Origin of the sequence: Sinorhizobium sp. KGO-5, assembly GCF_036245905.1 — a bacterium.
Lineage (GTDB): Bacteria > Pseudomonadota > Alphaproteobacteria > Rhizobiales > Rhizobiaceae > Sinorhizobium > Sinorhizobium meliloti_A.
This window is the reverse complement of the sequence record NZ_BDIZ01000003.1, coordinates 574596-596207: the sequence shown is the minus strand read 5'-3', so window position 1 is coordinate 596207 and position 21612 is coordinate 574596. Positions and strand designations below refer to the sequence as shown.

At 63.2% G+C, this 21612-nt stretch carries 22 protein-coding genes and 1 pseudogene; 15 read left to right on the top strand and 8 right to left on the bottom strand.

Annotation, left to right across the window (positions count from 1 at the left end; all coding sequences use genetic code 11):
• Nucleotides 1-11: 11 nt before the first annotated feature.
• From otnK to ltnD, 3 genes are read right to left on the bottom strand one after another with little or no spacing between them, the layout of a single operon-like run.
• Nucleotides 12-1289 carry a 3-oxo-tetronate kinase gene (gene otnK / locus BHD07_RS16865; RefSeq protein WP_338281814.1) on the bottom strand — a complete coding sequence of 426 codons (1278 nt, stop codon included), beginning with the start codon at nucleotides 1287-1289 and terminating at the stop codon, nucleotides 12-14.
• A 3-nt stretch (nucleotides 1290-1292) separates the two neighbouring features.
• Nucleotides 1293-2069 carry a 2-oxo-tetronate isomerase gene (gene otnI, locus BHD07_RS16860; RefSeq protein ID WP_338281812.1) on the bottom strand — a complete coding sequence of 259 codons (777 nt, stop codon included), beginning with the start codon at nucleotides 2067-2069 and terminating at the stop codon, nucleotides 1293-1295.
• Between the two features lie 11 nt (nucleotides 2070-2080).
• Nucleotides 2081-2986, bottom strand: a complete 906-nt coding sequence (gene ltnD, locus BHD07_RS16855) for an L-threonate dehydrogenase (RefSeq protein WP_338281810.1) — start codon at nucleotides 2984-2986, stop codon at nucleotides 2081-2083.
• Between the two features lie 141 nt (nucleotides 2987-3127).
• Here ltnD and BHD07_RS16850 point away from each other — a divergent pair, with 141 nt between their 5' ends.
• The 9 genes from BHD07_RS16850 to BHD07_RS16810 all read left to right on the top strand — a co-directional run bounded on the left by BHD07_RS16850 (nucleotide 3128) and on the right by BHD07_RS16810 (nucleotide 12248).
• Nucleotides 3128-4132 carry a LacI family DNA-binding transcriptional regulator gene (locus tag BHD07_RS16850; protein WP_338282306.1) on the top strand — a complete coding sequence of 335 codons (1005 nt, stop codon included), beginning with the start codon at nucleotides 3128-3130 and terminating at the stop codon, nucleotides 4130-4132.
• Nucleotides 4133-4147: 15 nt separating this feature from the next.
• Nucleotides 4148-4825 carry a 3-oxo-tetronate 4-phosphate decarboxylase gene (otnC, locus tag BHD07_RS16845; RefSeq protein ID WP_338281808.1) on the top strand — a complete coding sequence of 226 codons (678 nt, stop codon included), beginning with the start codon at nucleotides 4148-4150 and terminating at the stop codon, nucleotides 4823-4825.
• A 335-nt stretch (nucleotides 4826-5160) separates the two neighbouring features.
• Complete coding sequence (locus BHD07_RS16840; RefSeq protein ID WP_018096267.1) at nucleotides 5161-5925, top strand: FadR/GntR family transcriptional regulator; 765 nt, start codon at nucleotides 5161-5163, stop codon at nucleotides 5923-5925.
• 43 nt (nucleotides 5926-5968) lie between these two features.
• Nucleotides 5969-6952, top strand: coding sequence for a D-erythronate dehydrogenase (gene denD / locus BHD07_RS16835; RefSeq protein ID WP_338281806.1), 984 nt, complete (start codon nucleotides 5969-5971; stop codon nucleotides 6950-6952).
• A 1-nt stretch (nucleotide 6953) separates the two neighbouring features.
• Nucleotides 6954-7730: an SDR family oxidoreductase gene (locus BHD07_RS16830; RefSeq protein WP_338281804.1), complete on the top strand. Its 777-nt coding sequence runs from the start codon at nucleotides 6954-6956 to the stop codon at nucleotides 7728-7730.
• 82 nt (nucleotides 7731-7812) lie between these two features.
• Nucleotides 7813-8880 carry an ABC transporter ATP-binding protein gene (locus BHD07_RS16825; RefSeq protein ID WP_338281802.1) on the top strand — a complete coding sequence of 356 codons (1068 nt, stop codon included), beginning with the start codon at nucleotides 7813-7815 and terminating at the stop codon, nucleotides 8878-8880.
• Nucleotides 8881-9014: 134 nt separating this feature from the next.
• Complete coding sequence (locus tag BHD07_RS16820; RefSeq protein ID WP_018096271.1) at nucleotides 9015-10319, top strand: ABC transporter substrate-binding protein; 1305 nt, start codon at nucleotides 9015-9017, stop codon at nucleotides 10317-10319.
• A gap of 83 nt (nucleotides 10320-10402) precedes the next feature.
• The gene (locus tag BHD07_RS16815) at nucleotides 10403-11335 is read left to right on the top strand and encodes a carbohydrate ABC transporter permease (protein WP_010976183.1); all 933 of its coding nucleotides are present in this window, start codon (nucleotides 10403-10405) and stop codon (nucleotides 11333-11335) included.
• Nucleotides 11336-11348: 13 nt separating this feature from the next.
• A complete protein-coding gene (locus BHD07_RS16810) occupies nucleotides 11349-12248 on the top strand; it encodes a carbohydrate ABC transporter permease (protein WP_003526374.1) in 900 nt (299 codons plus the stop codon).
• A gap of 7 nt (nucleotides 12249-12255) precedes the next feature.
• On the opposite strand, the gene BHD07_RS16805 is transcribed toward BHD07_RS16810, so the two are convergent.
• The 3 genes and pseudogenes from BHD07_RS16805 to BHD07_RS16795 all read right to left on the bottom strand — a co-directional run.
• On the bottom strand, nucleotides 12256-12912 hold the full coding sequence (locus tag BHD07_RS16805; RefSeq protein ID WP_338281794.1) for a DUF6064 family protein: 657 nt from the start codon (nucleotides 12910-12912) through the stop codon (nucleotides 12256-12258).
• 37 nt (nucleotides 12913-12949) lie between these two features.
• Nucleotides 12950-13864: an aldo/keto reductase gene (locus tag BHD07_RS16800; RefSeq protein ID WP_338281792.1), complete on the bottom strand. Its 915-nt coding sequence runs from the start codon at nucleotides 13862-13864 to the stop codon at nucleotides 12950-12952.
• A gap of 116 nt (nucleotides 13865-13980) precedes the next feature.
• Nucleotides 13981-14129: pseudogene (locus BHD07_RS16795) on the bottom strand (VOC family protein); the annotation flags it as partial.
• Between the two features lie 72 nt (nucleotides 14130-14201).
• Between BHD07_RS16795 and BHD07_RS16790 the strand changes: the two are divergent.
• Nucleotides 14202-14699 (top strand): hypothetical protein, encoded by a 498-nt coding sequence (locus tag BHD07_RS16790; RefSeq protein WP_338282331.1) that lies wholly within the window; start codon nucleotides 14202-14204, stop codon nucleotides 14697-14699.
• Nucleotides 14700-15197: 498 nt separating this feature from the next.
• On the opposite strand, the gene BHD07_RS16785 is transcribed toward BHD07_RS16790, so the two are convergent.
• A complete protein-coding gene (locus tag BHD07_RS16785; protein ID WP_013850378.1) occupies nucleotides 15198-15320 on the bottom strand; it encodes a hypothetical protein in 123 nt (40 codons plus the stop codon).
• A gap of 354 nt (nucleotides 15321-15674) precedes the next feature.
• Between BHD07_RS16785 and asnB the strand changes: the two genes are divergently transcribed.
• From asnB to nadE, 4 genes are read left to right on the top strand one after another with little or no spacing between them, the layout of a single operon-like run.
• Complete coding sequence (gene asnB, locus BHD07_RS16780) at nucleotides 15675-17612, top strand: asparagine synthase (glutamine-hydrolyzing) (RefSeq protein ID WP_338281788.1); 1938 nt, start codon at nucleotides 15675-15677, stop codon at nucleotides 17610-17612.
• 26 nt (nucleotides 17613-17638) lie between these two features.
• Nucleotides 17639-17905, top strand: a complete 267-nt coding sequence (locus BHD07_RS16775; protein ID WP_338281786.1) for an acyl carrier protein — start codon at nucleotides 17639-17641, stop codon at nucleotides 17903-17905.
• Between the two features lie 27 nt (nucleotides 17906-17932).
• The gene (locus tag BHD07_RS16770; RefSeq protein ID WP_338281784.1) at nucleotides 17933-19480 is read left to right on the top strand and encodes a class I adenylate-forming enzyme family protein; all 1548 of its coding nucleotides are present in this window, start codon (nucleotides 17933-17935) and stop codon (nucleotides 19478-19480) included.
• The gene (gene nadE, locus BHD07_RS16765; protein WP_338281781.1) at nucleotides 19477-20481 is read left to right on the top strand and encodes an NAD(+) synthase; all 1005 of its coding nucleotides are present in this window, start codon (nucleotides 19477-19479) and stop codon (nucleotides 20479-20481) included. Before BHD07_RS16770 ends, nadE begins: the two co-directional genes overlap by 4 nt.
• Nucleotides 20482-20531: 50 nt before the next feature.
• Here nadE and BHD07_RS16760 read toward each other — a convergent pair whose 3' ends face one another.
• Nucleotides 20532-20711, bottom strand: a complete 180-nt coding sequence (locus BHD07_RS16760; protein WP_014527798.1) for a hypothetical protein — start codon at nucleotides 20709-20711, stop codon at nucleotides 20532-20534.
• A gap of 547 nt (nucleotides 20712-21258) precedes the next feature.
• Here BHD07_RS16760 and BHD07_RS16755 point away from each other — a divergent pair.
• On the top strand, nucleotides 21259-21510 hold the full coding sequence (locus tag BHD07_RS16755; RefSeq protein ID WP_275599363.1) for a DUF1127 domain-containing protein: 252 nt from the start codon (nucleotides 21259-21261) through the stop codon (nucleotides 21508-21510).
• Nucleotides 21511-21612: the final 102 nt, after the last annotated feature.

Sequence of the window (21612 nt, the reverse complement as noted above, 5' to 3'; positions counted from 1 at the left end):
CGCCTTCCCTCTCACCGCATCATCGACAGCGCCGTGGCGAAGAAATCCTCGCCGCCGAAATTGCCCGATTTCAGCGCCAGCAACATGTCGTTTCCGGCAGTGCCGATCGTCCTCAGCACGGGGACGCCGGGCGCGATTTCCGGACCGATCAGGAAAGCCGGAATGCCGAGCCTGTCGACGGTCGCGCCGGAGGTCTCTCCGCCGGCGACGACGAGGCGTCTCACGCCGCGCTCCACCAGTTCGCCGGCGATCGCGGCGGTTGCCGTTTCGATCGCGTGCCCGGATGCCTCTCGCCCGTAGCGCGCCTGCAGACGCGAAACGACCTCGGGCGCGGCACTCGCGGCGATGGCGACGGGGCCTTGGGCAATCCGTTCCCCGGCCCAGGCGACGGCTGCGGAAATCTCGTCCGATCCGGCGAGGAGCTTTTCCGTGTCGAGCCGCAGCACCGGCATATGGCGTTCCGCCGCGTCGAGCTGCTTCAGCGTTGCCGCCGAACAACTGCCTGCGACCACCGCGGCAAGACCGCCGACGGGGCGGATGGCGTCGCTTTCCCCGCCGCTTGCCGAAGCGCGGCCGGAGCGCAGAAGCGCGCGAGCGAGGCCGAGACCCAGGCCGGACGCGCCGGTGGAGACGGGCATTTCGAGCGCCGCTTCGCCGAGCGTTTCGAGATCGCGTTCGAAAACCGCATCCGCGATTGCCGCGGCGGCGCCTTCGGCGCGTAACCGATCGAGCCGCGCCTTTACCGCATCGGCTCCGCGCGTGACGGTCGGCAGGTCGATGAGGCCGGCCTTGCCGCGCGACTGGCGGGTGAGCACCCGCACCAGATTGGCATCGCGCATCGGGTTGAGCGGGTGGTCTTTCAACGGGCTTTCGTCAAGCGGCTGGCCGTTGACGAAAAGATGGCCAAGATAGACGGTTCGCCCCGTTTCCGGAAAGGCCGGCGTAACGAGGGCGATGTCGCCGCCGGAGACGCTCAGAAGCGCCTCGGTCACCGGCCCGATATTGCCGAGATCCGTCGAATCGAAGGTGGAGCAGATCTTGTAGAGCACATGGGCGGCGCCTCGGCCGCGCAGCCAGCTTTCGGCCGCGAGGGCGGCGGCCACGGCCTCCTCCGCTGCGACCGACCGGATCTTCAGGGAAACGACCACTGCATCGACGTCGGGCAGGGCGAGCGACGGATCGGGAATGCCGACCGTCTGCACGGTGCGAAGCCCGTTCTTCGTCAGCGTATTCGCGAGATCGGAGGCGCCCGTGTAGTCGTCGGCGATCGATCCGAGCAGGATTGTCATGGGTCAGCTCCGTCGAAAGGGTTTGAACCAGCCGAGGCCGTCCAGCGTCCGGCCGCGCGGGTTATATTCGCAGCCGACGAAGCCGCCATAGCCGAGCCGGTCGATTTCATCAAAGAGGTAGCGATAGTTCAACTCCTCGCCATCGGGCTCGTGCCGCGAGGGCACGCTGGCGATCTGGATGTGGCCGGTGACCGGCATCAGTTGGCGGAGCGCCATTGCGACGTCGCCGTGCAGGATCTGCCGGTGATAGATGTCGAATTGCAGCTTCAGGTTGGGCAGCGCCAGTTCGGCGATGAGCCGCTCGGCGGTCCCGAAATCGTTGAGGAAATATCCCGGCATGTTGCGCCCGTTGATCGGTTCGACGAGGAGATCGATGCCTTCGTCGGCCAGGCGCCCGGCGGTATAGGCGACCGAGCGGCGGTAACGGGATGCGGCCTCCGGGTCGCGCGGATCAGCAAGACCAGCCATCAGGTGCAGGCGCTTGGCGCCGGTCGCCGCCGCGTAGTCGAGCGCCTTGTCGACATCCGATTTCAACCCGTCGAAGCGACCGGGCAGGGCGGCGATGCCGCGCTCGCCGGCTGCCCAATCGCCCGGCGGCAGGTTGAACAGCGCCTGCTCGAGCCTGTTGCGGGCAAGCCGTTCGGCGATCGCTTCCGGCGGCACCTCGTAGGGAAAAAGGTACTCGACGGCGGCGAACCCGGCGTCGGCCGCCGCGTCGAAGCGGTCGAGGAACGGCCACTCGGTGAACATCATCGTCAGATTGGCGGCAAAAACGGGCATGCGCGTCTTCCTTACGGGTTATTTGTGCCGGGCAACGTGGCCCCGGAGAGCTGGGCGTAGAGCCGCGCGAGGGAGGAATCGTCGTCGCGCCCCATGCCTGCGCCCGAGGCTGCAAGATACATCTGCAGTGCGGCCGCCACGAGCGGCACCGGATAGCGCTCCGCGCGCGCCATATCCTGGACGATGCCGAGGTCCTTCACGAAAATCTCGATGGCGCTCAGCGGGGCGTAATCTCCCGCCAGCACATGCGGGATGCGGTTCTCGAACATCCAGGAATTGCCGGCCGAGGCGGTGATCACCTCGTATACTTTGTCGAGGTCCAGCCCTTGTTTCGCCGCGAAGGCGATCGCTTCGCAGGCGGCCGCGATGTGCACGCCGGCGAGAAGCTGGTTGATCATCTTGAAGGCGGCGCCGGTCCCGGCAGTCTCGCCGAGTTCGTAAACCTTGGCGGCCATGGCGTCGAGCGCCGGTCGGGCGGCGGCGAAGGCCTGCGGCGATCCCGACGCCATGATCGTCAGTTCGCCCTTCGATGCCTTTACCGCGCCGCCTGAGATCGGCGCGTCGAGATAGTGAAACCCCAGTCCTTCGAGCCGCTGCGCCAAGTCGCGCGCGATCGCCGGATCCATTGTCGCGGACGATATGAAGACGGCGCCGGGCTTCATCGCGTCTGCAACGCCGTCCCGGCCGAACAGAACGGCTTCGGTCTGCGCGCCGCTCACGACCACCGAAACGACGATGTCGGCGCCCGTCACGGCTTCGCCTGGCGTGCCCGCTCCGCGACCGCCTTCGGCGACGAAACGTTCCACTGCGGGCGGGGCAACGTCGTAGCCAAACACGTCGAGGCCCGCGCTTTTCAACGAGCACGCCATACCGAAGCCCATCGAGCCGAGCCCGAGCACTGCGATCTTCGATGTCATTTCGTCTCCTCCAGTTGCCGCTCACTCGTTCTAGGGATTTTTGGCAGCGCTGCCAACCAAAATTGGTAGCGCTGCCAAAAAAATCCGCCTATGAAGTCGATGAGAGCCGTGAACGGTCTCGTCAAACTGGACAGGCGCGAAGTGGCGACGGACTTCAAGCAGCAGACACCCGTAACGCTCGCAGAGGTGGCGGAAGCCGCGGGCGTGGGTGAGAGCACGGTTTCCCGCGTGCTGCGCAATCACGGCTCGTTCTCCGGCAAGGCCCGCGAGCGCGTGTTGGATGCGGTCGAGCGGCTTGGCTACGTGCCGAACCGGATCGCCGGAACCTTGGCCTCGGCCGGGTCCCGGCTCGTTGCCTTCGTCATCCCGTCGCTCACCAACATCGTGTTCCCGGACGTGCTGCGGGGTGCAGGTGCCGTTCTGGAGGAAAATCGCTATCAGGCCGTCTTTTCCGTGACGGACTATGAGCCGGAGCGCGAGGAGGCCCTCGTCGCCGCCATGCTCGCCTGGCGGCCGACGGCGGTGATGCTTGCCGGATTCGAGCATACGGAGGGCACGCTCAAGATGCTGCGGGCGAGCGGCTGTCGCGTCGTCGAACTGCTCGACATCGACGGGAGCGCCATAGACCTGGCGGTCGGCTTTTCCAATCGTGAGGCGGGTCGGGCGAGCGCCGAATTCCTGTTGAAGCGCGGTTATCGCCGGATCGGCTATGTCGGCCACGATCTCGACCGCGACACACGCGCCGGCAAACGCTTCGACGGCTTCCGTGAAGCGCTGAACCTGGCCGGCGTCGCCCTTGTGGATCGGGAAATCCGTCCGGGCGCTTCTTCGGTTGGGAGCGGGCGGGCGGGGCTCGAGCAGCTTCTTCGAAGGGCGCCGGGACTCGATGCGGTCTATTTCTCGAACGACGACATGGCGCTCGGCGGATATTTTCATTGTCTTGCACGCGCCATTTCCGTCCCAACCAGGCTCGCCCTTTTCGGCCATAACGGCCTCGATATCGGCCAGGCCACGCCGCAGCCTCTGACGACCATTCGCACGCCTCGCGTCGCGACGGGAAAGCTGGCGGCCGAGTTGGTCATCAACGATCACCCGTCTCACATCGCCGATCTTGGATTTGAACTGATCGAAGGCGATACAGCCTGAACGAAAGGACCACCAATGTCCGAAACGCGTCTTCGCGAGGAAATCTGCCGCTACGGCCGGTCTCTCTTCGAGCGGGGCCTGACCCCCGGCTCTTCCGGAAACATATCGATGAGACTCGATGACGGCGGCTGGCTGGTGACGCCCACCAATGCCTCGCTCGGCTTCCTCGACCCAGCGCGTATTTCGCGCCTCGATGCCGGCGGCCGGCTTGTCTCGGGCGACAAGCCGACCAAGGAGATCCCGCTTCATTCCGCCCTCTACGAGACGCGCGGCAGCGCCCGTGCCATCGTGCATCTCCATTCGACCCACGCGGTCGCGCTGACGATGCTGCCGGAGATCGATCCGCAAGCGGCCCTTCCGCCGATGACGCCCTATTACCTCATGCGGGCCGGGGAGACTGCGCTCGTACCCTATTACCGCCCCGGAGACCCGGCAGTCGTCGATGCGATCCGCGGGCTTGCGGGAAAATATTCCTCCGTGCTGCTTTCCAATCACGGTCCCGTCGTCGCCGGCGACACTCTGGAGGCCGCGGTCTTTGCGACGGAGGAACTGGAAGAGACCGCAAAGCTCTACCTGCTGCTGCGCAACCTCAATCCCCGCTATCTCAGCCCGCAGCAAGTCGCCGATCTTGCCAAAACCTTCAGCCTCGACCTGCCGTCGCTCGGCGACCATGAGGGACATGATCACGGATAGAGTGCCTTCTTGCATCTATTCTCAACCGGCCTGGACCCGCGTTTTGCCCCTCACCCTAGCCCTCTCCCCGCCGGCGGGGAGAGGGGACCTGCCCTGAAAAATGCTTGGGGCCACTAAGCTGGCCGGCTAGTCCCTTCGCCCCGCTTGCGGGGAGAAGGTGCCGGCAGGCGGATGAGGGGCAGGCCGAGCGTGTCCGGTCCCACGGCACCGCACAACGAGCCGTGCATTATTGGTGCGCTGCCGCAACGAACCTGTCTTGACCGCACCTTCCGATAAGCCCTCTATTCGTCATACTGATCTGCTGGACCAACCAGTGGATCAGTTGGGAGGCCGCGGTGAACGGAAGTCCAATCCTCACGCATATGCCGAAAGTCGGGAAGAGCCTCGAGCGCCGTACCGCGCGCGACCTCATCGCCGACAAGCTTATGGTGCTGGTTGCGACCAACATGCTGAGGCCCGGCGACGTGCTGCCGGGCGAACGCGAGCTTGCGAGCGTGCTCCATGTGAGCCGCGAGACCGTGCGCGGCGCAATCCAGACGCTGGCGGCGCGCGGTGTGGTCGAGGTGTCGCAAGGAAGCCGAACCCGCGTCGGGAACGTCGATCTCAGCCATGTCACAGTGACGATCGCTTCTCCGAACGCGATCGACAGCTACGATCTCGAGGACGTTCACGCCGCAAGGCTCCATATCGAGTTGAAGGTGGTGGGCGACGCGGCCGAAAACATCGACGAAGAGGCGCTGCGCAAGCTTGACAGCCTTCTCGATGCGCAGAAGATCTGCGGTGACGACGCGATGCGCTTTCTGATCTGCGACCGCGAGTTCCACGTGGCGATCTACCGGGCCTGCGGCAATCCGCTGCTCTCCGATTTTGTCACCGACCTTTACACCTATATGATGGACTACCGGCGCAGCGCCATGTCACGGCCGGGAGCAATCGAAGCGAGCTACAAGGATCACAGCGACATCGTCGCCGCCTTGAGGCGGCATGACCGGGCGGCCGTCGTTGCCGCCTTTCACCATCATCTGATCCGGATCTATGAGACGACGAAGGCTCTGCTGGCGGACGAGGAGGCAGACGGAACGAACAGAAAGTCAAGCTGAGCAGGACCGACCGGGTGGCTGAACAGGAGGAGGTTCGCCGAAAATGAATGTAATGGTCATAGGTGCCGCCGGCATGATCGGCCGGAAGCTGGTCGAAAGGCTGGCGGCGGAGCCCGGATCTCTGGGACGCGAGATCGCCAGCCTGACGTTGGCTGACGTGGCTGAGCCGCCCGTGCCTCCGGCGCTTTCGTCGCTTGCGACGACGCTTGCCATCGACCTGTCCACCGAGGGCAGCGCAGAGCGCCTGATCGCGTCGCGGCCCGACGTGATCTTCCACCTCGCGGCGATCGTCTCGGGAGAGGCGGAGGCCGACTTCGACAAAGGCTACCTGGTCAATCTCGACGGCACGCGTGCGCTCTTCGAGGCGATCCGCCGCGAGGGACAGCGCGAGCGCTACCTCCCGCGCGTCCTCTTCGCCTCCTCTATCGCCGTCTTCGGCCAGCCGTTCCCGGAAAAGATCGGCGACGAGTTCTTCACGACGCCGCTCACCAGTTACGGGACGCAAAAGGCGATCTGCGAGCTGCTGCTCGCCGATTATACCCGCCGCGGCTTCTTCGACGGTATCGGCATTCGGCTGCCGACCATCTGCATACGGCCCGGAAAGCCGAACAAGGCCGCATCCGGCTTCTTCTCCAACATCCTGCGCGAGCCGCTCGTCGGCCAGGAGGCTATCCTGCCGGTGGACGAGAATGTCCGGCATTGGTTCGCGAGCCCGCGCTCGGCCGTGGGCTTCTTCATCCATGCGGCGCGAATGGATACCGATATCATCGGACCGCGGCGAAACCTCACCATGCCGGGCCTGTCGGCGCTGGTCGGCGAGGAGATCGAGGCGCTCGGCCGCATTGCCGGCCGGAAGGCCGTGGGCCTCATCCGCCGCGAACCGGACCCGGTGATCCGCACGATCGTCTCCGGCTGGGCGACCGACTTCGATGCTCGCCGTGCACGAGAACTCGGCTTTACGGCCGAAAGCAATTTCGACGAGATCATCCGCATCCATATCGAAGACGAACTCGGAGGAAGGATCTGAGATGGCCCAGGCGAAGGGATCGGGCGAGGGCAGGATCGCGCTGGTCACGGGCGGCGGGACCGGTGTCGGCCGGGGCATAGCCCAGGCCTTGAGTGAGGAAGGCTACAGCGTCGTCATCACCGGCCGCCGTCCGGATGTACTCGAGGCTGCGGCCGGCGAAATAAGCGGGCGGACCGGCAATATCGTCCGCGCGGTCGTCTGCGACGTCGGCGATCCGGATCAGGTCGCGGCTCTCTTCGCCGCCGTCCGGGCGGAATTCGGCCGGCTGGACCTCCTCGTCAACAATGCCGGCTCGAACGTGCCGCCCGTGCCCCTCGAAGATGTGACCTTCGAACAGTGGAACGGTATCGTCGCGGCGAACCTGACGGGCGCCTTTTTGTGTACGCAACATGCCTTCCGGCTGATGAAGGCGCAAACGCCGCGGGGCGGCCGGATCATCAACAACGGCTCGATTTCCGCGCAGACGCCGCGGCCCAATTCGGCGCCCTATACCGCGACCAAGCACGCCATTACCGGCCTCACGAAATCGACGGCGCTCGATGGCCGGATGCACGACATCGCCTGCGGTCAGATCGACATAGGCAATGCTGCGACCGACATGACGGCGCGGATGAGCACCGGCGTGCTGCAGGCCAATGGCGAGGTTGCGGCGGAGCCGACGATACCGATCGAGCACATCGCCGAGGCGGTCGTCTACATGGCGAGCCTGCCGCTCTCGGCCAATGTTCTAACGATGACCGTGATGGCGACCAGGATGCCGCTGGTCGGCCGCGGATAAAGAGGTTTTCAGCCTGGCGCGATCGCGCAAACGATGAATTTGGCGGCCGCAAGGGTAAAGATCAGTTCTGGGAGGAACGCAAATGGCAGGCGTGGATTTTGTCGATGTTCGTAAGTCCTTCGGTGCTTTCCCTGTCATCAAGGGCGTGAACATCGAGATCGAGGATGGCGAGTTCGTCATTCTCGTCGGCCCTTCCGGTTGCGGCAAATCCACCTTGCTGCGGATGCTGGCGGGTCTCGAAAACATCACCGCGGGCGAAATTCGCATCGGCAATCAGGTGGTCAACCGATTGCCGCCGAAGGACCGCGACATCGCCATGGTGTTCCAGAACTACGCGCTCTATCCGCATATGACTGTCGCCGACAACATGGCCTTCTCCCTGATGCTGGCAAGCAGACCCAAATCCGAAATCGACAAGCGCGTCGGCGTGGCGGCCGAAATCCTCGGCCTTTCGAAGCTGCTGGACCGTTATCCGCGTCAGCTTTCCGGCGGTCAGCGACAGCGCGTGGCCATGGGGCGGGCGATCGTGCGCGACCCGCAGGTATTTCTTTTCGACGAACCGCTTTCCAACCTCGACGCGAAGCTGCGCGTCGCCATGCGCGCCGAGATCAAGGAATTGCATCAGCGGCTGAAAACCACGACCGTCTACGTGACGCACGACCAGATCGAGGCGATGACCATGGCCGACAAGATCGTCGTCATGCATGACGGCATCATCGAGCAGATCGGCGCACCGCTCGAGCTCTACGACAACCCCGCCAATCTCTTCGTGGCCGGTTTCATCGGCTCGCCCGCGATGAACATGCTCAAGGGCCGCCTCGATCCGGACAATCCGAATGCCTTCCTCACCGCCGACGGAACGGCTCTGCCCGTGGCGCAGCCGGCGGCAGCGGCCCAAGGGCGCGATCTCGTCTACGGTCTCAGGCCCGAATACATGGCGCTCGACCCGAACGGGCTGCCGGCAGAAATCGCGGTGATCGAGCCGACCGGCTATGAGACGCAGCTGATCGCAAGGCTCGGCGGGCACGATGTGACCTGTGTTTTCCGCGAGAGGGTGAATGCCAAGCCCGGCGAAACGATCCATCTCGCGATCGATGCCGCGCATGTGCACTTGTTCGACGCCGGAACGGGACGGCGGCTGGTCGGCTGACGTCGCTGACGAAGGGAGGAGCCTTCGTGGGCCATAAAGATGCCAGGCAATCGCCGGCATCGCTCAAGCCGCATTCGCCAAGCGGGACGGTGAATGCCGGAGGAAGACGCTCCCGCATTTTGAGGAGGAGTAGCATGCCGATAAAGAGACGTGATTTTCTCGCAACCTCCGCCGCACTCGCCGGCGTTGCGGGTCTGGGCATCCGCCCGTCCTTCGCGCAGGCCGAGCCGAGCTACAAGCCGGAGGAGGGGGCAAGCCTCAGGCTTCTCAGATGGACGCCCTTCGTCAAGGGCGATGAAGACGCCTGGATCGCCAACACCAAGAAGTTCACCGAAGCCACGGGCGTCGAAGTCCGCATCGACAAGGAAAGCTGGGAGGACATCCGGCCGAAGGCGGCGGTTGCCGCCAATGTCGGCTCCGGTCCGGATATGGTGATGTGCTGGTTCGACGACGCACATCAATATCCCGACAAGCTCGTCGACCTGACGGAGCTCGCCGACTATCTCGGCAACAAATATGGAGGATGGTACGACGGCCTGAAGGGGTATGCGAGCCGCGACGGCCAGTTCATCGCCATGCCGCTGGCCGCGATCGGCAACGCCGTCTGCTACCGCGAGAGCCACATGAAGGCGGCCGGCTTCAGTGAGTTCCCGAAGGATACTGCCGGCTTTCTCGAACTCTGCAAGGCCCTCAAGGCCAAGGGAACCCCGGCCGGTTTCCCCCACGGCAAAGCGGTCGGCGACGGCAACAACTACGCCCATTGGCTGCTGTGGAGCCATGGCGGCAAGATGGTCGACGAGAGCGGCAAGGTCACGATCAACAGCCCGGAGACGCTCGCAGCGGTCAACTACGCAAAGTCGCTATACGAGACCTTCATCCCGGGCACCGAAAGCTGGCTCGACATCAACAACAACCGCGCCTTCCTTGCGGGCCAGGTATCGCTGACGGCAAACGGCGTCTCGCTCTACTATGCGGCCAAGAAGGACGCGGCCCTTGCGGAGCTTGCGGCCGACATCCGCACGACCAACTTCCCGGTCGGTCCGGTCGGCCAGAGCGTCGAACTCCACCAGACGAGCTCGATCCTGCTCTTCAAGCACAGCAAGTATCCCGAGGCCGCCAAGGCCTATCTCAAGTTCATGATGGAAGCCGACCAGATGAACGCCTGGATCGAGGGATCGAGCGCCTATTGCTGCCAGCCGCTGAAGGCCTTTGCCGACAACCCGGTCTGGACCTCGGACCCGATTCACGCGCCCTATGCGCGCGCCTCGGAGACGCTGCGGCCGAACGGCTACGCCGGACCGCTCGGCTATGCCTCGGCAGGCGTAATGGCCGACTACGTCCTGGTCGACATGTTCGCCAGTGCGGTCACCGGCCAGGCAACGCCGGAAGACGCCATCATCGAGGCCGAACGGCGGGCGAACCGCTATTATCGCGTCTGACGCGGCCCACGGGCCGCCTCAAGCCGGCAGCAAACGCTGCCGGCAAATGCCTCGAGATCCGTTCCTCCAGCCGGAGAAGCCCGATGTCCTCCATAACGCCGTCCGGAAAGCCATCCACCACGGCTTCGCTAATGCAGAACAACAATGTGCTTGGCTTCCTGTTCATGCTGCCGGCAGCCGTCTTTCTGATCTGCTTTCTGACCTATCCGCTCGGGCTGGGCGTCTGGCTCGGCTTCACCGACACACGCATAGGCCGCGACGGCGTCTTCATCGGGATCGAGAATTACGAGTTCCTGGCCCGGGATTCGGTCTTCTGGCTCTCGGTCTACAACACGCTGCTCTACACCTTCGTGGCGTCGATCCTGAAATTCGTGCTCGGGCTCTGGCTGGCGCTGCTGCTGAACGAAAACCTGCCTTTCAAATCCTTCTTCCGCGCGATCGTGCTCCTGCCCTGGGTCGTGCCGACGGTGCTTTCGGCGCTCGCCTTCTGGTGGATCTACGATTCGCAGTTTTCCATCATCTCCTGGTCGCTGATGCAGCTCGGCATCATCGACGGGCCGATCAACTTCCTGGGCGACCCGAACAACGCGCGCGCTTCCGTCATCGCCGCCAATGTCTGGCGCGGCATTCCCTTCGTGGCGATCTCGCTTCTGGCCGGCCTGCAGACGATCCCGGCTTCGCTGCAGGAGGCAGCCTCGCTCGACGGCGCCACCAGCTGGCAGCGTTTCCGCTATGTAACCCTGCCGATGCTGACCCCGATCATCGCGGTCGTCATGACCTTCTCGGTGCTCTTCACCTTCACCGATTTCCAGCTGATCTACGTGCTGACCAAGGGCGGGCCAGTCAATGCAACCCACTTGATGGCGACGCTTTCGTTCCAGCGCGGCATTCCGGGCGGGCAGCTCGGGGAGGGGGCGGCGATCGCCGTCGCCATGATCCCCTTCCTGCTTGCCGCCATCATGTTCAGCTTCTTCGGTCTGCAACGCCGCAAATGGCAGCAGGGCGGCCAGGATTGAGCGGGAGGACAAAATGAACACGACCACACGAACCGACGACGAGGTCCTCACCGACACGGCCGAGGGCATGAGCTACCTGAACCGCCTGCCGCGGCGGATCGTCGTGCTTTACCTGCCGATGGCGGTCTTCGTCTTCGTATTGCTCTTCCCCTTCTACTGGATGGCGATCACGGCGGTGAAGCCGAACGCGCAGCTGACCGACTACAACAATTACAGCCCTTTCTGGGTGGTCCGTCCGACGCTCGACCACATCAAGTATCTGCTCTTCGAGACCTCCTATCCGGGCTGGCTCTGGAACACGATGCTGGTGGCCGTAGGCTCGACCATCCTGTCGCTGGCTGCATCGGTTTTCGCGGCCTATGCGATCGAGCGGGTGCGCTTCACCGGCGCGCGGCCCGTCGGGCTGCTGATCTTCCTCGCCTATCTGGTGCCGCCGTCGATCCTGTTCATTCCGCTCGCCTTCATCGTCTTCAAATTCGGCATCTACGATTCCAAGTTGGCGCTGATCTTCACCTATCCGACGTTCCTCATACCGTTCTGCACATGGCTCCTGATGGGCTATTTCCGCTCGATCCCCTTCGAACTGGAAGAAAGCGCGCTGGTGGACGGAGCCACGCGCTGGCAGATTCTGGTCAAGATCATCCTGCCGCTCGCCGTGCCCGGCCTGATATCGGCCGGCATCTTCGCCTTCACCCTCTCGTGGAACGAGTTCATCTACGCGCTGACATTCATCCAGTCTTCGGAAAACAAGACAGTACCGGTCGGCGTGCTGACGGAACTGGTGCGCGGCGACGTCTTCGAATGGGGCGCACTGATGGCGGGCGCACTCTTCGGTTCGCTGCCCGTGGTCATTCTCTACTCCTTCTTCGTCGATTATTACGTCTCGTCGATGACGGGAGCGGTGAAGGAGTGAGCTCCCGTCAACGTCTGACGACGAGGAGGACAAATGTCGCGACGATCACCGCGAATGGCACCCAGGCGCCTGGATCCTCCAACGCCAGAAGGGTGAGTGCGCTGAAGACGCACCAGAGGACCGGAATGGGCAGAAGGAGCCACAGCTTCTGCGGCATGAGCGCCAGAAGGGCGCCGAGGGTCACGGCAACGGTCGGGTCCGGCATTGCCCCGAAGGTTTCGGCCGAGGCGGGCGCGCGGCCGGCAAGCAGCGGGCCGAAAGGATAGCCGAGCGAGCCGAAGACCATCAGGCCGATGCCGCCACGGCGGCGCAGGCTGTTCGCGGGCAATACGCCGCCTTGCGTCCACCGGACCGCGAGAAGCAGCAGACCGGCCTGCAGCATGAAGGCCGCCGTCGCATAGGACATTGCCCAGTTTATGGTGGAGTAACGCAGCCAGAGAAATTGCCACGCGCAGAAGAGCCAGGCCAGGGCGAGCGTCGCCATGGCCGCGGCGCGGGCGCGCCGTCCGTCCGTCGCAGTGGCGAAAAGGATGGCAAGCGCGCCCGCGACGAAGACCGGCTGAAGCGGCCAGAGTCCCTGATTGTAGCGTTCGACAAGGCGGAAATAGACGCGCGGCGAAAACATCAGGAAATCCGCGAGCGTGTAGGTCCCCCAGTCCGACATCACGTCAAATCCGTATCATGCGCGACAGGATCGTGCTTCACAGCGCCTCCACATAGGCGGCCATGCGGCGGCGCAACTTCTCGTCGGGCAGGATGCCTCTCGCAGCCTCCAGGTTCTCCCGTACATGGTCGACGCGCGTAGTCGCGGGGATTGCGCAGGTGACCGCCGGATGCGAAATGATGAACTTGAGGAGAAACTGCGCCCAGCTGCGGGCGCCGGTCTCGGCAAGCCAAGCCGGCAACGGTTCGTCTTCGACCTGTCGGATCAGATCGCCCTGTCGGAACGGCCGGTTGACGATCACGGCAATGCCCTTCTCCTGCGCCAGCGGCAAGATGCGCTCCTCCGCCTCGCGGTCGAGGATATTGTAGGTGACCTGGACGAAATCGATCGGCCGGGTCGCCATGACCTGCTCGATCTCGCGGTGCCTGCGCCCTTCCGAGGTGGTGATGCCGACATAGCGCAGCCGGCCTGCCGCCTTCATGTCGAAGAGCGCGGGCAGGTGCTCTTCCCAGGAGACGAGATTGTGAACCTGCATGAGATCGAATTTCTCGACGCCCCAGTATTCCTTCGATGCCTCGATCTGGGCCGCGCCGTCGCCGGGATCCGATATCCAGACCTTTTCCGCCGAGAAGAGCCGCTTCGGATGTCCGAGCTTACGGAGGCCGTAGCCGATGGTCGGCTGGGAGGATCCGTACATCGGCGAGGAATCGATCATGCGACCGCCGCCTTCGAAGAAGGCAGCGATCACGGCGGCACATTCGTCCATCAGGACGGGGTCGTCTCCGACGTTGAAAGTGATCCAGGTGCCGAGGCCGACCAGCGGCAGCGCTTCTTCGCTCTTCGGTATGACGCGCGTCCTGAGGTCGGCAGCCTGGCCCCGCGCCCGCGGCATGAGCGGCAGCGACATACCTATGCCCAGCCCCTGGACGACTGCGCGCCGCGTGAAGGTCATCGCTCGCTCCCTTCGGCCCGAAACTCTCGAGCCTGTGGCTCATGGGGCGGGATAATAACCCCTGCGGCGCTACTCTGCAGCCACGAAGTCGTGAGCGCGGTGCAGTTAAAGACCGGGAAAGGATCGAGAGGACCGGCCCCGAGCACGGTGAATTCTGGCCGCCGAGCCTGAATTCGATCACCGTGACACTGCCCGGCGGACTGCTGGATGTTTCGGCGGGCGCGGTGGTGCTGCCCGATATGGCGGAATTCCGGATCGTCGATAGTAGAACGCGATGATTGGTAATCTGGGGGGACGAAGCGGACTAGCTCCTATGGGCGTTCCGCGGAATCGCGGAGTGCTCCAGTTCATTGATACCGTCGATGCGCTGGTCGTTCGCAGGAACGGCCTCGATCTCGAGATTGTGCTTTGCATGGCGCATGTGCTGCCATTCCTTCTCAAGGCGCAGGAATACGTCCGTCGGCATGAATTTTCTCTGCATTCGACCCTCCACGCGGCTGCGTCGAAGAACACGCAAGGAACTGCTTTGTTCCCGCGCCATTATGCAAATCGTGAAAATATAGCGTCCTGGTATGCCTCGAACTGGCCTGACCCGATAGGTGAACCCGCGCTGCTGCTGATCGGTTATGCGGCGGGGTCCACCTATCGTCCCCTCGAAACTGGTGAGGCCGCCTCCTCAATAGCATTCGGCGGGCGGCCTCAAGGCATACGCCTCAACCCGGATTTCACTCCCGGGGCGCGCTCGCGTCAAGGTTTAGCGCTTACTCAATTCGAGTTAGAAAAGATGTGTCGGGCGCCTTTGCCTGCCGGGCAAGCCGAATGCGCGACGGCCTAAGTCCTGTTGAGATTCGGTCCACCCGCCGCGGTTTGTTTGATCGCCTCATTCCTGTGCTTGTCACAGGGATGAGGCGATCAAGTTTGGGCTGAAAGAGCTCTTCCCGCGCCGCAGACGCGGCGCTGCTGGATCTCTGTGACAAGCACAGAGATGAGGGCGGAGAGGGTGCGGTCCTCGGCGCGTTTCATAAACCGTGAAGATAGTGGGGCGGCGCGGAAGGTCGCCGGTCCCGCCCGTGTGCAGCGTCCCGCGTCGCTTCGCCCATCCCGGTCCCTCATTCCTGTGCTTGTCACAGGAATCCAGCCAGCCCAAGTCCTTGGGCTGAAACAACTCTTCCCGCGCCGCAGACGCGGCGCTGTTCTCATACCTGTGACGAGCAAAGGGATGAGAACGGAGGAGAGATTGCCGAAAAGTCGCTGTAGCACTTTGAGGTATTGCATGTTTTTGTCCTTTGATCGGCTACGATCAATAGAAACATGCAGTGGCGCTCGCTCAGGCCTAGATGGTCTGCAACGTCCAGGATGCCGCGCCGGCGATAAGCCCAAGGGCGAGGGCAATGGCGATCGCATATCTCATCATCTTCATCCGACGTGTCCGCTCGCCGGTCCAATCGTAGCTCATCATGTGCTCCGAGATGTGCAGCTCAAACGTTAAGATTGGACGCTTTTTCTTAACAAAATGGAAACTGCGCGGTTCCACGCCTTGAGGCCTGCAATGTGACAGAACCTGGGCGGCGCGCGGTCCCGTTATCCATCCGTTAAGATTGGATGATTTGTTGATGCATCCCATTTTAGTAAAATAAGCATAAAAATGTATCAAAGTAAATGTGAATATTATGCGGGCAAGGATGCAGTGATTATTATCGAGGCCAAGAAGACAATTTACCATTATTGAAAAAAGCCCCGCTGATTAACTATTCTCGCCGGTATTCAGTCTATATTTAGGGTGTCATTGCGGGCGTGAGAGCGAATAGGCATGTGCGGACTCGGCGGGTATCTTGGTTCAATACGGGACGGTAAGCCCCTTCTCGAGAGGATGACGGCCGCGATCGGCCACCGCGGGCCGGACGAGCGTGGGATCTTCACCGTGCCGGGTGCGGGCCTCGGTCATGTCCGGCTGTCGATTGTGGGGCTTGGGGACGGCCAGCAGCCGATGTCAGACCCGAGCGGCGAGCTGACGATCGCCTTCAACGGCGAAATCTTCAACTATGTGGAGTTGCGCGACGACCTGCGCGCCAGGGGCCGCCGTTTCCGCACCTCCAGCGATACGGAGGTGATCCTCCATCTTTACGAAGAGATGGGCGCGGACTGTCTTTCCCTCCTCAACGGCGACTTCGCCTTTGCGATCTGGGACGCACGCCTACGCCGGATGGTGCTCGCGCGCGACCGCATGGGTGTGCGTCCACTCTTCCACACGTTGAAAGGCGGCACGCTCTATTTCGCATCCGAGGTCAAGGCGCTCCTCGAAGTTCCGGGGGTCTCCGCGGAGATCGACCCGATCGCGCTCGACCAGATATTCACGCTGTGGGCGCCGATCGCGCCGCGCACACCCTTCCGTGACATCCACGAGCTCGAGCCCGGGCATCTGATGATCGCCGATCAGAACGGCATCACGACACGGCCCTATTGGCAGCTCGATTATCCGGACCGGGACGAGCGCTCAGCCTACGCGGAGGAAAGCCGCGCCGCGGAGGAACTGCGCGCGCTCCTGACGGACGCGACGCGGATCCGCATGCGGGCCGATGTGCCCGTCGGCGCCTATCTTTCCGGCGGTCTCGATTCGTCCATAATCTCGGCGTTGGCGGCCGGGATGACGTCCCAAGGCTTGCGCACCTTCTCCGTCACCTTCGACAGCGCGGAACATGACGAAAGCGCCTTCCAGGAGGAGATGGCAGCGGCACTCGGAACCGAGCACAGGGCTGTCGCATGCCGCGCCGGCGACATCGCCAGGGACTTTCCCGATGTCATCCGCTTTACGGAGAAGCCAATCATCCGCACTGCGCCCGCACCGCTCTACAAATTGTCCGGCCTGGTGCGCGAGGCGGGTCTGAAAGTGGTGCTGACGGGCGAGGGCGCCGACGAGGTGTTCGCCGGTTACGATATCTTCAAGGAAGCGCGCGTCCGCCGTTTCTGCGGCCGGCAACCCGGCTCGCGCATCAGGCCGCACCTCTTCCGCAAGCTCTACCCCTATCTGCCCGGTTTGCAGCAGCAATCGGCCGAGTATCTCGCCGCCTTTTTCGGCGCCGGCGACGTGGCCCTCGACGACCCGCTCTTTTCGCATCGGCCACGCCTCAAGGGCACGGCGGCAACCAAGATGTTCTTCTCCTCGGACCTGCGCGCCGAACTCAAGGGTTATGATGCGGCGGAAGAATTGGTCAGTCGGCTCCCCGCCGCCTTCGGCCGCTGGCATCCGCTGCATCAGGCCCAATATCTCGAAAGTCGCTTCCTGCTGCCCGGATATATTCTCTCGAGCCAGGGCGACCGCATGGCGATGGCACATGGGATCGAGGGCCGTTTCCCGTTCCTCGACCACCGCCTCGTCGAATTCGCCGCAAAGCTGCCGCCGGACATGAAACTCAGAGGGCTCGTCGAGAAGCATATCCTGCGCGAAGCGACGAAAGATCTGCTGCCGCCGGCGATCGGCCGGCGGACGAAGCAGCCCTATCGCGCTCCGGACAGCCACTCCTTCAGCGGCACGGGCGAACTCGATTACGTGCGGTCGGCCATGAGCGAGGACGCGGTCGCCGCCGGTGGGCTCTTCAACGCCAAAGCGGTAACGAAACTCTACCAGAAATGCCAGTCGCGCCCGGCCTCCGGTTTCCGCGACAATGCGGCCTTCGTCGGCGTCCTCTCGACGCAACTCTGGCTGCAGACATTCACCGGCACCAGCCATCGCAAGGCTGAGGCCGCGTAAAAACCCTTGGAGAAAAGGATAGTGGAATGGCCCAAGCGATTAAGGACAAGGTCAAGGCATTCGTCATCGAGAACTTTCTCTTCGGCGACAGCGCATACGAACTCGCCGACGACGCTTCGCTGATCGAGAACGACATCATCGATTCGACCGGCGTTCTGGAACTGGTGGCCTTCATCGAAGACCATTTCGGGATCGTGATGGCCGATGCCGACATCGTCCCGCAAAATCTCGACTCGCTCGCGCGGATTTCGGCGTTCATCGAAGCGAAAGCCGCCGTGCCGGTCTCGGCGTAAGCGGCGAAGGGCGGGGGCATCACCATCATGCGGTTCGAGCAATTCCTCATCAGGAACGCCGCGGCAAACGGGGCAAAGACGGCGCTGGTCACCGATCGCCGGCGGCTGGGCTATGCCGAACTCGACGATCTTTCGAGCCGCCTCGCCGCCGCTCTTGCCGAAAGCGGCGTGAAGCGGAACGACCGGGTTCTCGTCTTCATGGACAATTGCTGGGAGGCGGCCGTCGCGATCTTCGCGATCCTCAAGACCGGTGCGACCTTCAGCCCGATCAATGCTTCGACCAAGGCGGACAAGCTTGCCTATATCGTCGCCGATTGCGAAGCGGCGGCTATCCTGACGCAGGCCAAGCTGGTGCCGGTCGTTGCCGAGGCGCTGGCGCTTGCCCGGGGCCATGCGCCATTCGTCGCCTCGACCGCGGGTCCGGGGGGCCGCATCCCGGACGGTGCCGCTTCCTTCGAGGAATGCCTGACGGTTGCGCCCAGGCCCATCCGCCACGGCGGCATCGACGTCGATCTCGGCATGCTGATCTATACCTCGGGCTCGACGGGCCGTCCCAAGGGCGTGATGATGACGCATCGCAATATCGATGCGGCTTCGGAGTCGATCACCTCCTATCTCCAGAACACGCCTGACGACATCATCCTGAACGTGCTGCCGCTCGCCTTCGACTACGGGCTCTATCAGCTGCTGATGGCGATCCGGCTCGGCGCGACGCTCGTACTCGAAAAGTCATTCGCCTTCCCGCAGGCGATCTTCGACCGTATCCGGACCGAAGGGGTTACCGGCTTCCCGCTGGTGCCGACCATGGCGGCAATGATCCTGCAGATGCGTGACCTCGAACCCGGCTTTCTCCCGAGCCTTCGTTTTCTCTCCAATACCGCGGCAGCACTGCCGCCGGCGCATATCGCCCGCCTGAGAGAGCTTTTCCCGGGCGCCCGGCTCTATTCCATGTACGGACTGACGGAATGCAAGCGCTGCACCTATTTGCCGCCGGAAGAGCTCGACCGGCGGCCGGGTTCCGTCGGGATCGCGATACCGAACACCGAAGCCTTCGTGGTCGATGACGAGGGGAACCGGGTACCGCCCGGTGTAGCCGGCGAACTGGTCATTCGCGGCCCGCATGTGATGCAGGGCTACTGGCGCAATGACGCCGCGACCGAGCGCATGCTCCGCCCCGGCCCCAATCCATGGGAAAAGGTGCTTCACACCGGTGACCTGTTCCGTACCGACGAGGAGGGTTTCCTCTATTTCGTCGGCCGCAAGGACGACATCATCAAGACGCGCGGCGAAAAGGTGGCGCCCAAGGAGGTCGAGACCGTGCTGCATGCGCATCCCGGAATTGCCGAGGCCGTGGTCATCGGTGTTCCCGATCCGGTGCTTGGGGCCGCGATCGGCGCTCTCGTCGTGTTGTCGGACCCGACGCTGACGGAGAAGGAAATCATCCGTCATTGCAGCCGCCATCTCGAGGATTTCATGGTGCCGAAGATCGTCGAATTCCGCACCGAATTGCCGAAGACGGATACAGGAAAAGTCAGTCGCCGCCTTGCGGCCGAAACATTGGAGCCCGCAGAATGAATATCCGACCGGACCAGAACAGGCTCGTCTTCTCGGCCGACACGTTGAAAATCGACGAAGCTGCGGAAGCCGAGCGTATAATCGCCGGATTGCGGGCCCAGCTGCGCAGCCTGCGCAAACGCGGCCTCGTCCTCGGCCTTTCCGGCGGCATCGATTCGAGCGTCTCGGTCGCGCTGGCCGTGCGCGCCGTCGGTGCGAAGAACGTCTTCTGCCTCTTCATGCCGGAAAACGATTCCGATCCGGAAAGCCTGCACCTCGGACGGCTGGTCGCCGAGACGTTCGGTGTAGAGGCGGTGGTCGAGGACATCGGACCGACGCTCGACGCCATGGGCTGCTATCAGCGGCGTGACGCCTTCATTCGCGAACTCGTCCCCGATTACGGGCCGGGCTGGGCGTCGAAGATCGTCATCGCCAATGCGCTCGAAGGCGACGGCTACAACATTTCCTCGCTCGTGGTGCAGGACCCCGAGGGGAAGCAGACGAAGCTGCGCATGCCGCCTTCCGTCTATCTCGGCATCGTCGCCGCGACGAACATGAAGCAGCGCACCCGCAAGCAGATCGAATACTACCATGCCGACCGGCTGAACTTTGCCGTGCTCGGCACGCCGAACAGGCTGGAATACGATCAGGGCTTCTTCGTCAAGAACGGCGATGGCGCGGCGGACGTCAAGCCGATCGCCCATCTTTACAAGTCGCAGGTCTATGCGCTTGCCGGTTATCTCGGCGTTCCCGAGGAAATCCGGCGCCGGCCGCCGACCACCGACACCTATTCGCTCGAGCAGACGCAGGAAGAGTTCTATTTCTCGCTGCCTTATGACCGAATGGATCTGTGCCTCTTCGGCCTCAACAACGGGCTCAGCGCCGACGAGGTCGGACGCGCGGCAAATCTAGACGCGGCTCAGGTCGAGCGCGTCTGGGCGGATATTGCCGCCAAGCGCAAGGCCACGCGCTACCTGCATCTCGGGCCGCAGCTGGTGCAGCCGGTCGAGGAGATCGAGTAAGAATCCGATCGCACGCCCCGTCCTTAAACGGGGCGTGCGATCGGCCGGCTTTATTGAGAAGGTGCAGGTGTCGTCGGTGCCGGTGCCGGTTCTGTGGGCGCGGGCTCCGTCGTCGCCGGGGGAGTCGTTTCGGTCGCCGGGGGCGTTTCAGCCGTCCCTGGCATGAAGAATATGACCGCGAGAATGATAATCGCGAGCACGATAATGCCAATGATAACGTTGCGGTTCATGGTGTTTTCTCCGCTGCTGACGATCATCTTCGATCGACTGCACGACGGCGAGTAGATAAGCGGCCGCCATGCGTTCAACCGGAGATGCGCCGTTAGCGTAACATGAGTCTCGCCAAGCAATAATAGATGCAGTTGAACGACGTGCCTTGCCGCACGGATGCGCCTTCTCATGGGAAGACTGTTGTATTCCCGCAACAGGGATGAAGCGCCGATTGCAATTCGAAATTGAGTGCTTGCCGATCGGCCTGTCTCGTGCGAGGATCACCTCATCCGCAATTCAAATCAGAGGAGGCGTAAGATGAATTCCAATCTCGTGTTTGTGCGCCTCTGTGGCGGAACGGCTATCGTGCCTTCGATGCGACGCGCATCTGGCTTCAGCCGCTACTGATCTGAGGCTCACAAGCCCGCATCTCCGCCATTTGGCGCTTCCCTTTTAACTGACGTGACCGGCTGACGGGACAATTGTTCGCATTGTTTCGTTCCGCATCCGCACGTCTTCTGATCCTCGAAAGGACCTGGCTGCATCACCGCGCCGGGACGGACAGTCATGCGTGAACCACAAGCAATAGTTGTCGAGCCCCTCGCGGCGGCGGCCGATGAGCTTTACCGCAAATTCGGCGTCTGGAAGACCGCACGGGCACTGATGTCGGCCGCATGGAGGCGCCATCAGGCGCAAAACCAGATCTCTCACCTGTCGAATCGGATGCGCCGCGATATCGGCCTTCCGGAGGCGGAGGAGGAATTTCCCATCTGGGACATAGACGCCTTCATCCAGGCCAGGGCAAGGCATCCGGATTGATCTGGAGGCAAACCCTGAGAAGTGCGGGGGGAGAGGTTCGCAGGGTCTCTCTCCCCCCGATTACGGGGCAGCGGTCAATTCTTCCCGCATGGGCATCCCGCC

Excerpts from the sequence above, each read along its gene's own strand:
- otnK (WP_338281814.1), bottom strand. The coding sequence starts at position 1,289 with ATGACAATCCTGCTCGGATCGATCGCCGACGACTACACGGGCGCCTCC.
- otnI (WP_338281812.1), bottom strand. The coding sequence starts at position 2,069 with ATGCCCGTTTTTGCCGCCAATCTGACGATGATGTTCACCGAGTGGCCG.
- ltnD (WP_338281810.1), bottom strand. The coding sequence starts at position 2,986 with ATGACATCGAAGATCGCAGTGCTCGGGCTCGGCTCGATGGGCTTCGGT.
- otnC (WP_338281808.1), top strand. The coding sequence starts at position 4,148 with ATGTCCGAAACGCGTCTTCGCGAGGAAATCTGCCGCTACGGCCGGTCT.
- denD (WP_338281806.1), top strand. The coding sequence starts at position 5,969 with ATGAATGTAATGGTCATAGGTGCCGCCGGCATGATCGGCCGGAAGCTG.
- BHD07_RS16830 (WP_338281804.1), top strand. The coding sequence starts at position 6,954 with ATGGCCCAGGCGAAGGGATCGGGCGAGGGCAGGATCGCGCTGGTCACG.
- BHD07_RS16825 (WP_338281802.1), top strand. The coding sequence starts at position 7,813 with ATGGCAGGCGTGGATTTTGTCGATGTTCGTAAGTCCTTCGGTGCTTTC.
- BHD07_RS16820 (WP_018096271.1), top strand. The coding sequence starts at position 9,015 with ATGCCGATAAAGAGACGTGATTTTCTCGCAACCTCCGCCGCACTCGCC.
- BHD07_RS16815 (WP_010976183.1), top strand. The coding sequence starts at position 10,403 with ATGTCCTCCATAACGCCGTCCGGAAAGCCATCCACCACGGCTTCGCTA.
- BHD07_RS16810 (WP_003526374.1), top strand. The coding sequence starts at position 11,349 with ATGAACACGACCACACGAACCGACGACGAGGTCCTCACCGACACGGCC.
- BHD07_RS16805 (WP_338281794.1), bottom strand. The coding sequence starts at position 12,912 with ATGTCGGACTGGGGGACCTACACGCTCGCGGATTTCCTGATGTTTTCG.
- BHD07_RS16800 (WP_338281792.1), bottom strand. The coding sequence starts at position 13,864 with ATGACCTTCACGCGGCGCGCAGTCGTCCAGGGGCTGGGCATAGGTATG.
- BHD07_RS16785 (WP_013850378.1), bottom strand. The coding sequence starts at position 15,320 with ATGAGCTACGATTGGACCGGCGAGCGGACACGTCGGATGAAGATGATG.
- asnB (WP_338281788.1), top strand. The coding sequence starts at position 15,675 with ATGTGCGGACTCGGCGGGTATCTTGGTTCAATACGGGACGGTAAGCCC.
- BHD07_RS16775 (WP_338281786.1), top strand. The coding sequence starts at position 17,639 with ATGGCCCAAGCGATTAAGGACAAGGTCAAGGCATTCGTCATCGAGAAC.
- BHD07_RS16770 (WP_338281784.1), top strand. The coding sequence starts at position 17,933 with ATGCGGTTCGAGCAATTCCTCATCAGGAACGCCGCGGCAAACGGGGCA.
- nadE (WP_338281781.1), top strand. The coding sequence starts at position 19,477 with ATGAATATCCGACCGGACCAGAACAGGCTCGTCTTCTCGGCCGACACG.
- BHD07_RS16760 (WP_014527798.1), bottom strand. The coding sequence starts at position 20,711 with ATGAACCGCAACGTTATCATTGGCATTATCGTGCTCGCGATTATCATT.
- BHD07_RS16755 (WP_275599363.1), top strand. The coding sequence starts at position 21,259 with ATGCGTGAACCACAAGCAATAGTTGTCGAGCCCCTCGCGGCGGCGGCC.